Annotated in this window: 10 protein-coding genes; 7 read left to right on the forward strand and 3 right to left on the reverse strand. The window is 66.0% G+C overall.

The window, feature by feature from the left end; translation table 11 throughout:
• The 5 genes from ACRDUX_RS37995 to ACRDUX_RS38015 form a co-directional block, all read left to right on the forward strand.
• Positions 1–602: SDR family NAD(P)-dependent oxidoreductase (locus ACRDUX_RS37995; RefSeq protein WP_526422240.1), on the forward strand; the 602-nt coding region annotated here is incomplete at its 5' end.
• Entirely contained in the window at positions 602–1,876 is a 1,275-nt protein-coding gene (otnK, locus tag ACRDUX_RS38000; RefSeq protein WP_526422242.1) for a 3-oxo-tetronate kinase, read from the forward strand. The genes ACRDUX_RS37995 and otnK, both read left to right, overlap by 1 nt.
• Complete coding sequence (gene otnC, locus ACRDUX_RS38005; RefSeq protein WP_526422244.1) at positions 1,873–2,514, forward strand: 3-oxo-tetronate 4-phosphate decarboxylase; 642 nt, start codon at positions 1,873–1,875, stop codon at positions 2,512–2,514. The genes otnK and otnC overlap by 4 nt, the downstream gene beginning before the upstream one ends.
• Positions 2,515–2,572: 58 nt before the next feature.
• Positions 2,573–4,066: an amino acid permease gene (locus ACRDUX_RS38010; protein ID WP_526422246.1), complete on the forward strand. Its 1,494-nt coding sequence runs from the start codon at positions 2,573–2,575 to the stop codon at positions 4,064–4,066.
• Between the two features lie 6 nt (positions 4,067–4,072).
• The gene (locus ACRDUX_RS38015) at positions 4,073–4,885 is read left to right on the forward strand and encodes a hypothetical protein (protein ID WP_526422248.1); all 813 of its coding nucleotides are present in this window, start codon (positions 4,073–4,075) and stop codon (positions 4,883–4,885) included.
• A gap of 57 nt (positions 4,886–4,942) precedes the next feature.
• On the opposite strand, the gene ACRDUX_RS38020 is transcribed toward ACRDUX_RS38015, so the two are convergent.
• Both ACRDUX_RS38020 and ACRDUX_RS38025 read right to left on the reverse strand, forming a co-directional pair.
• Complete coding sequence (locus tag ACRDUX_RS38020; RefSeq protein WP_526422250.1) at positions 4,943–5,299, reverse strand: putative quinol monooxygenase; 357 nt, start codon at positions 5,297–5,299, stop codon at positions 4,943–4,945.
• 17 nt (positions 5,300–5,316) lie between these two features.
• Positions 5,317–5,973 (reverse strand): DUF3159 domain-containing protein, encoded by a 657-nt coding sequence (locus tag ACRDUX_RS38025; protein WP_526422252.1) that lies wholly within the window; start codon positions 5,971–5,973, stop codon positions 5,317–5,319.
• A 196-nt stretch (positions 5,974–6,169) separates the two neighbouring features.
• On the opposite strand from ACRDUX_RS38025, the gene ACRDUX_RS38030 reads away from it, so the two are divergent.
• Both ACRDUX_RS38030 and ACRDUX_RS38035 read left to right on the forward strand, forming a co-directional pair.
• Complete coding sequence (locus tag ACRDUX_RS38030) at positions 6,170–7,432, forward strand: FAD-dependent oxidoreductase (protein WP_526422254.1); 1,263 nt, start codon at positions 6,170–6,172, stop codon at positions 7,430–7,432.
• Positions 7,433–7,535: 103 nt separating this feature from the next.
• The gene (locus ACRDUX_RS38035; protein ID WP_526422256.1) at positions 7,536–8,012 is read left to right on the forward strand and encodes a MarR family winged helix-turn-helix transcriptional regulator; all 477 of its coding nucleotides are present in this window, start codon (positions 7,536–7,538) and stop codon (positions 8,010–8,012) included.
• A 162-nt stretch (positions 8,013–8,174) separates the two neighbouring features.
• On the opposite strand, the gene ACRDUX_RS38040 is transcribed toward ACRDUX_RS38035, so the two are convergent.
• Complete coding sequence (locus ACRDUX_RS38040) at positions 8,175–8,657, reverse strand: MarR family winged helix-turn-helix transcriptional regulator (protein ID WP_526422258.1); 483 nt, start codon at positions 8,655–8,657, stop codon at positions 8,175–8,177.
• Positions 8,658–8,859 lie beyond the last annotated feature (202 nt).

Below are 8,859 nucleotides of genomic sequence, written 5' to 3' on the forward strand. Positions count from 1 at the left end.
GCCTGCAGGTCGTCTACCGACACCTCGACGTCGCGTCCGAGAAGGACTGGGCTTCGGTCGTCGCCGGCGTCGACCCCAGCTGGGGACCGATCAACGTGCTCGTCAACAACGCGGGTATCAGCTCACCGGCGGGTGTCGCGGACGTCAGCATTGACGAGTGGAATCGCGTCGTTGCGATCAATCAGACTGGGATTCTGCTCGGCATGCAGGCCGTCATTCCGGGGATGACGGAGCAGGGCTCGGGATCCATCATCAACATCGCGTCGTCCTGGGCCCACCGGGGCGGCACGGAGAACGGGTTCATCGCTTACGTCGCGACGAAGGCCGCGGTCCTGGGAATCACCCGGAACGCCGCGATGAACCTTGGCCGGCACGGGATCCGGGTGAACTCGGTGTCGCCGGGCTACGTCCGGACGCCGCAGGTCGAGTACGCAGAGAAGACCGAACCCGACCGCGTCGCAAGCGACGTGGCGAAGATCCCGATGCGGCGCATGGCGCGCCCCGCCGAGATCGCCAAGACGATCGCCTTTCTCGCCTCCGATGAGTCGTCGTACACCACCGGTGTCGACCTACTCGTCGATGGCGGTCTGAATCTCACCTGATGGCGCTTCGCTCCTGCCCACCGGTCGGCTTCATCGCCGACGACATCACCGGTGCCACGGACCTTGCGAGCGCGCTCTCGGCGCGCGGGCTCGACACCCGCCTCGCCTTCGGCAGCGCCGCAGTGCCCGACGATGGCGGGGATGCGATCGTCGTCGCCCTCAAAATACGCAGCGTGCCCGCATCCGAGGCGCGTGCGGCCGCGATCGAGGCGGCTGAGGCGCTCCGCGCCGTCGGCGCCGAGCAGCTGTTCGCCAAGTACTGCAGCACATTTGACTCGACGGCCGACGGCAACATCGGGCCGATCGCCGACGCGCTCGTCGACGTGACGAGCGCTCACCGCGTCGTGCACTGCCCGTCGTACCCGGCGAACGGCCGGACGGTCTACCTCGGTCACCTGTTCGTCGGTGCCGAGTTGCTCAGCGAGTCCCCGATGCGCGATCACCCACTCAATCCGATGCGCGACCCTCAACTGCGGCGCGTGCTCGCCGAGCAGACGCCGCGCGGCGTCGCGCTAGTGGAGTGGCCCACGGTCGATGCGGGTGCGGACGCGGTTACCGTGTGCCTGAACAAGATAGCCGACCGCGCCGTCGGCGCCCACCACGTGATCGCGGACGCCGTCCGGGACTCCGACCTCGACACGATCGCAGAGGCCACCGCGGGCGAACGGCTCGCCGCCGGCGGCGCCGCGTATGGTGCCGCCTTCGCCGTGGCCGCCCATGCGCGCGCCGGCCATCCGCCACCCGTCCTGGGGCAGCGGGCCGTCCCGCCGTCCGGGCCGGCCGCAATCCTCGCCGGCAGCCTTTCGCGCGCGACGTGGGAACAGGTGCGGGCCTTCGATGGACCGACGCTGACCCTCGGCGTCATCGACCTCGTCGATGGAGACGCGGCCGTGCGCCTCTCGCTAAACTTCGCCGACCGCCGCCTCAGCGGTGGCCCGCTGCTGATCACGACCGACCACGATGCTGTCGGGTTACGCGCGGGCGCGACTGGGCTGAGTCCGGCGCAGGTCTCGCGCCGGATAGAACAGGCCATGGGCCGCATAGCGTTTGCTCTCGAGCAGATCGGCATCCGGCGGCTCATCGTCGCCGGGGGCGAGACCTCGGGCGCGGTGGCCGAGGCGCTCGGCCTGAGGTCAGCACGGATAGGCCCCGACATCAGCGTCGGCGTCCCGTGGCTCGTGGCCGAGGACCGCGGGCTGGCCGTCGCCTTCAAGTCGGGCAACTTCGGTGGGCGGTCGTTCTTCCGCGATGCGCTGGAGGTGGCGGGGTCGTGAGTTTCGGCGACGCAGTGCGGGCCCAGATGGTGCAGCTCGGCGCCGCGCTATACGACCGGGGACTGACCCCGGGCCGGACGGGAAACCTCAGCGTCCGATTGGGCGACGAGATCATGATCACCCCGACGAATGCGTGCCTGGGACGGCTCGACCCCGCGCGGCTCGCGGTGACGTCGATCGACGGAGAGCACCTCGCGGGTGACCGGCCGTCGAAGGAGTTCGTCTTGCATCGGGCGCTCTACCGCCACCATCCGACGTGTACCGCAGTGGCGCACCTGCATTCGACCTCCGCGGTCGCCGTCTCGTGTCTACCGGGTCTTCGTTCCGATGACGCGCTGCCGGCGATTACGCCGTACTTCGTCATGCGCGTCGGCCGGCTGCCGCTGATCGACTACGCGACGCCGGGAAGCGCCCAGCTCGAGGAGCAGGTCGCGCGGGCGTCGGAGCGCTCGCGCTCGGTGTTGATGCGCAATCACGGGTCGCTCGCCGCGGCGCCGTCGCTTGAGGGCGCGGTCGACGCGGTGGAGGAGATCGAGGAGACCGCACGCCTGTACTTGCTCCTGGAGGGCCGCTCGCCGGCGTACCTGGGGAAGGAGGCCGTGGCGGAGCTGCACCGCCACTTCCCCCCGACCGGGTAACTCACGCTCACCCCACGACCAAGCCCATGCCGCCTCCGCGGAGAATTGGAGCAATACGATGACAACCCCAGACCTTTCGACTACCGCGATACCCACTCCGACCAAGCCTCGGCTCGGCGGCAACATGGGCGTCATCAGTTTGATCTTCACCGTCATGGCCTTCAGCGCACCGGCTGTCGCCTTCCTCGGCTTCATCCCCGTGGCGATTGCCCTGGGCAACGGTGTCGGCACGCCGGTGGCCTTTCTCGCGTGCGGCGTCGTCGTAGCCCTCGTGGCGGTCGGGCTCACCAGAATGGCCCGAATCCTGCCGAATCCCGGCGGCTTCTACGCGTTCATCAGCGCGGGCTTGGGCAAGACCGTAGGTCTCGGCGCGGGGTTCGCCGCGATCATCATCTATTACGTCGCCTGTATGAGTACGTACGCGCTGGGCGGTATCGCGATGAGGTCGATCATCTCCGACCTCTTCGATGGCCCCTCCCTACCGTGGTGGATCTATGCCGCAGGGCTGTGGGTGATCGTCGGAGTGCTCGGCTACTTCAAGATCGACTTCTCCGCCAGGGTCTTGACGGTCTTTCTGGGGCTCGAGTTGCTGCTACTGGCCGCCTACGACATCTCGGTGTTGCTCCGAGGTGGCGCCGACGGCCTGAGTTTGGATTCGTTCCAGCCTTCCAATATCTTCTCGGGTTCGGTGGCGATCGCGTTCATGTTCGGCGTCGGGCTGTACGGCGGATTCGAAGCCACGATCATCTTCCGAGACGAGGTGCGCACTCCCGAGCGGACGATTCCTCGGGCGACGTACGCGGTCGTGGCGTTGCTGGCCGTCATGTACTCCATAACAGCGTGGCTGTTCATCAACTCCTACGGTCCAGTGGCGGTTCTCGACGTGGTCGCGGCGGATCCAACTGCCGCGGCGACCGCCAGCATCAAGGAGTACACCGGTCAATTCGCCTACACCGCGTCAACCGTTCTGTTGCTGACAAGTGCGTTTGCCTCGACGTTGGCAGCGCATTCCTTCACCACGCGCTATGCCTTCAATCTCAGCGCCGACAGGATTCTGCACCACTCGCTCAGTCGCGTGCACAAGACACAGTTGTCCCCGCACCGCGCATCAATCGCCATCAGCGTGGCGACATTCGCCGGCCTCGCAATATTGGTGCTGGCTCATATCCCCGACGAGATCGTCTACGGCCGATTGAGCGGCGTGTACACCTACACCTTCCTGGTACTGCTGATCCTCGTCGCACTCGCGATCCCCGTCTATCTGGTACGGCATCGAACGACCGCGGAATCGATCGCCAAACCCGTCGTCGCATGTGGGCTCGCCTGCGTCATTCTCTGCATCGCCCTCTACCTTGCGACGGTCAACTTCGAACTGATCACAGGCGCGACAGGAGCCTTCTCAATCGTTCTGCTACTACTCATCTACGGACTCATCGCCGCCGGCATGGCGATGGCGGCGATCTACCGACGAACGCGGCCTGAGGTCTACGCACGGATCGGCCGCGACGACGCCGAATTCACGACCACGGCACCTGACACCGCAACGACCTAACCGGTCATGCATACCGCTCTTCAGCTGCATGCCAACGACTTTCGAATCGAGATCGACGGTGCGCCCGGCAATTTGGCGTCGCTGTTTCCCGACTGGCAGCCTCACGACAGGTTCGGTGTCGTCGTTCACGAGCCATATGGCGCCATCGGTGCCAGCTATCTGATCCAGGCCTCCATAGTGGCGTTCTACGACGTGCGCCCTCAGCGGCGTGACGGACGTGGACTGGGAATCATCGAACCCAACGACGTGGCGATATATCCGGAGATCTACGTATTCCACGTCGGTGGCCGGCACGGCGACTACAGCATGTTCGACTTCTGGCCGGCGCGCAAAGAAGTCTTCGTCGAAGCCGACCCCCGAGTAGTACTCGACGCCATCAACGACCGCGCGATCACGCGTCTCGCGGTTCCGGAAGGGCCGTCGACGCCAGTCGAGCACGAGTACAAGGAACCCGCTGCAGCACGCGACCGGATCCAAAGTGTGTTCGCCTACTCTGCGACGGGTCGGGTAAAGCTGCCCAGCATCACGATCTCCGGGGCCCGACCTGCGGCCGAGACCAACCCCCGCGAAGTGCTCGACCCGGAGAAGTTGCGCGCCACGGTAACGGCTCCCGACTTCGAGCGACCTAGGTTCACGGACCCCGTTCTCCTGCAACGCGAGTGGGCCCACCGTGTGGTGCAGCGCGCCGGTGAAGCGCAGCACGGCCTCGAGCTGGCGCGGTCACGTCGAGCTGCGCTCAAGGAAGGGCGCGTCCTGCGCGAGACGTACCGACGGATCAGTGTCGATGATGCGCTGAACCGGTTGGCGCCTACAACGTGACGCCGTCGTGCGTTTCGTTCACCCCTGGGTTCCGGCGGGGTGTGGCCGTGTGTGAGGTCATTGGGTGGGTGCTGCGCCTGCTGGCGTGTGGTGGATGGCGTTGATGGTGCACCGGATCGGGGCGACGGTGGCGAGTTGGGCGACTCGGGCTTGGTGTTGGCGGGCTTTGGGGTCGGCGAGCATTGCGGCCACGGCGTCGGGGTTTCGCCATTGTGCGTAGTTGACGATGGTGTTGCCGTCGAGGGATGGGTGGATGCCGGCGGCGATGAATCCGTCGAGGTGCCGCAGCCACGTGTCGGCGTTGGTGTTGAGGACCTCCAGCAGGGCGGCTTGTTTCTCGGGTGTGGTGGTGAAGACGCTGATGATGGTGAGAACGTCGGCGGAGGGGTTCATGGTCAGGGTGTCGGTGGGCATGGCGGAACTTCCTTGCTTCACGGGGTTTGGCGGGATACTGCTTTGCGGGCGACCGCGATGGTGATGGCGATGATCACGGTGAAGACGATGGGATTGATGATGTGCAGTGCGGCGAGCAGAACGGTGTTGTCGATGATGTAGCCGAAGATCTGCAAAGCCGTGCTGACGACGTTGACCGCGACGCATACCAGCGTGCACGAGGTGTAGACCCGCACGAGTTCTCGATGCTGATGCCAGCCGGGTGGGCCACCGGCGAGCCGGTTGAGCAATAGACCGGCCAGGGGCCGCCGTACCGCGATGGTGACCAGGCAGATCACGACGATGAGTACGGTGATGGCGGTGGGGGCGAGGAAGAACCCGCGGGTGTCGCCGGTGAGCGCGGCAGCGGCTGCGCACACCGCGGCGATCGCCAGGCCGGTGAGCGCTGGCCGGACCGGCTGCTTCACCAGTAGCCGGTAGCCGAACACGATCAACGCGGTGACGCTGGCGGCGACGATCGCCGCGGTCAGCGTTCTCAGCGTCACCGCGGCGACGAACGCGACGGTAGGCAGCGCCACACACACCATCGCCGAGACCTTGCCCGGTCCGAACAATGCGGATTCGACTGCTTCGCGCCATGTTTCGGGTTGATGGGCATCGACTATGGACTCGTTGCTCGTAGAGGTACCCTTCATGACAATGATAGTAGCAACTGTGACGGTGACGTACGAATCAATTGCGCTCACGACCGATGCAGCTGCTACGATAGTGGCGAGCGCGAGGCGCCGACGGGGCGACGTGAATGATGCGGGTACCCCTGGTGCACAACCACTTCGGTCCGAAACCGTATTCACCCGGGTGTGTCGAGACTTTCCGAGAAAGAGAATTGACATGAAGGTCGTGATCATCGGTGCAGGATTGTCTGGCTTGGCGCTGACCCATGGGTTGCGCCAGGCGGGCATCGATGCGCACGTGTTCGAGCGTCACGACAGCGCGGGGGATCGTCCCGCCAGCTACGGCATCCACCTCAACGCCGATGGGCTGCGCGCGCTGCATGGGTGTCTGCCGCCGGCTAACTGGGAGTCGTTGGACGCCGCGGCCACCCCCGCGCCCGACGTGGTGCGATTTCAAGACCATCGGCTACGGCCGTTGCTGACCGTCGATTTGGATCAGCAGGCCAAGGCCGACCCCGTGACCCACCGGCGGGCCGTGGGCCGCGACGTGCTGCGGGAGGCCTTGCTCCGCGGGTTGGACGACGACGGTGGCGAAGCAGTGGTGCGCTGGGGTCGCGAATTCGTCGACTATCGCCAGCTCGACGGCGGCAGGATCGACGTGCGCTTCGCCGACGGCTCGACGGTTCGCGCTGATCTCGTCGTGGGCGCCGACGGCGCCAACTCGCGCGTGCGCGCGCAACGGTTGCCCGGTCTGGACCGTGTCGACTTGGGCATCCTCAACATCGCCGGCCGCAGCCCGCTGACCCCGTCGCTGATGAGCGCCCTACCCCCCAGCTTGATCGATGGCTCGGTCAACAACATTGTGCCGGCGGGGCCGGGCTGGATGTTCATCTCGATCTGGACGGCCGGGAACGCCGTCCCGGAGACCGGTGAGAAGGCGCGAATGATCGTGTGGGCGTGGGCAGCCGATCGGAGGAGCTATCCCGACGACGTGGACGGCTGGGACGGAACGCAGTTACGGCGGTTGGTCGCAACGAAGATCGACCGATGGGCTCCGGGACTACGCGCGATGGTCGAGGCCAGTGACCCCGCCTCGGTGGCGCCGGTCGCCTTGAGATCGATGCCGCAATTACCGTCCTGGGCTCCCACCAACGTCACATTGATCGGCGATGCCATCCACAACATGACCCCCATGGCCGGGATCGGCGCCAACACCGCGTTCCGCGACGCCGACCTGCTGCGCCGCCAACTCGTCGACCGGCACACCGGCACGCTGGGCACCTGCGTCGGCAACTACGAGTCGGCGATGCGCACCTACGCCAATGCGGCACTGGCGCGATCCACCCGCAACGCGCAGAACGCCACCACCACCAGCAAGGCCAAGCGCACGCTGTTCAGGGCGTTGCTGTGGACCGCAGCGGCGACGCCCCCGTTGACGCGATCGATGTTCGGCCCGCACGCGGTCGGCTCGCGATCCTGACGGCGCCCAAAGTGAAGCCGTGAGTGGGGGACCCGCCAACGCCCACGCGAGAACGGAACGTCTGACACGGTATCCGATGATCCGGTGACGGTATGCTGACTGCATGCCCCGTGCCACCAAACCGCGGTCGACGACGAATCGGGCGACCGACCGTCCAGGAGATGAGTCACCGTTCGCGATGGGGCTCTTGCTGCGAAGAGCCCACAACCGCACGACCGCGGCACTGATCGCGGCGATGCGCCCGTACGGCTTGGAGTTGCGGCACTTCGCCATGCTGATCGTGCTGGCCGACCGCGGCCCCACGCTGCAACGCGACCTCGTCGACGCCACGGGTTTCGACAAGGCGGCCGTCGGCCGCGCCATCGACGACCTGCAAGCCGATGATCTGGTGACGCGCGTGGGCGTCGAGGGCGACCGACGGGTATGGATGGTGCAGATCACCGAACGTGGCCTGGAGATCTTCGACGAGGTCCACCGCGAGGCACAGGGCATCGCCGAGGACTTGGTCGCACATCTCAAGCCCGGCGAGGCGGATCAGATCATGGACCTGCTCACCCGCTACACCTATCCAGATCTCTAACGGCCGGCCTCGCGACCACCGGCGCCACTGCTTGCGTGCGCTCGAAAGTCGAAGCACCGACCGATATCTCGGCTCTAACGACGTGTTGTCGCGCTCCGCCGCGGGATCGATCGTCAAAACGCGAGGGCGGCGCGTGTCGATCACGGCCGCATGGGGTGCGGCTTAGCTGGCCCGTTCTGGATAGGTGTAGCGGGTGAGCAGATCCAACAGCATCTCGGGCTCACCCGGGGCCAGGTGCGCCACCAGATCGGCGGCGATGCCCTGAGCGTCGAGGTGAGCTTGGTCGAACACCTCGGATCCACGTTGGGTGATGTCGAGCTTCCAGATGCGGCGGTCGTTGGGCACGCCGACGCGTTCCACGAACCCGGCGTCTTCGAGATCGTCGACACCGCGGCCGATGGCGGCCTTGTCGAAACCGATTAGTTGCGGCAACTCTCGCTGCATCGTGGCTCCGCGGTCGGCCAGCGCGATCAGGATGGCGAAGTGCCGCAATTCCAATCCGTACGGGTGCATGACGGCAGCCAACGCGGTCGCGGCGCGGCGATGGGCACGTCGGGCGAGAAGGCCGATTGCGAACGGCGACGTGTCGCCAGGTCGGTCGGTAGCACGATCACCGGCCGACCTGCCTTTTCCCTTGTGCGGCATATGGAAATCGTACACGATGGTAACGTATAATACCGTCGCAGTCGATCTGGAAGGGAGTCGATTGCGAGCGGAGCACTGCCACTGAAGGATTCGGCGATGCAGGCAAGGCTCGTAGCCAGGTGACCACATCCGACTATCAGGATCTAGCTGATGAGCTGCCCGCGGGGTCCGGGCTTTCATCGCGGCGACCCCACCACACGCC

The sequence above is a fragment of the Mycobacterium sp. genome (assembly GCF_050701675.1).
Lineage (GTDB): Bacteria > Actinomycetota > Actinomycetes > Mycobacteriales > Mycobacteriaceae > Mycobacterium.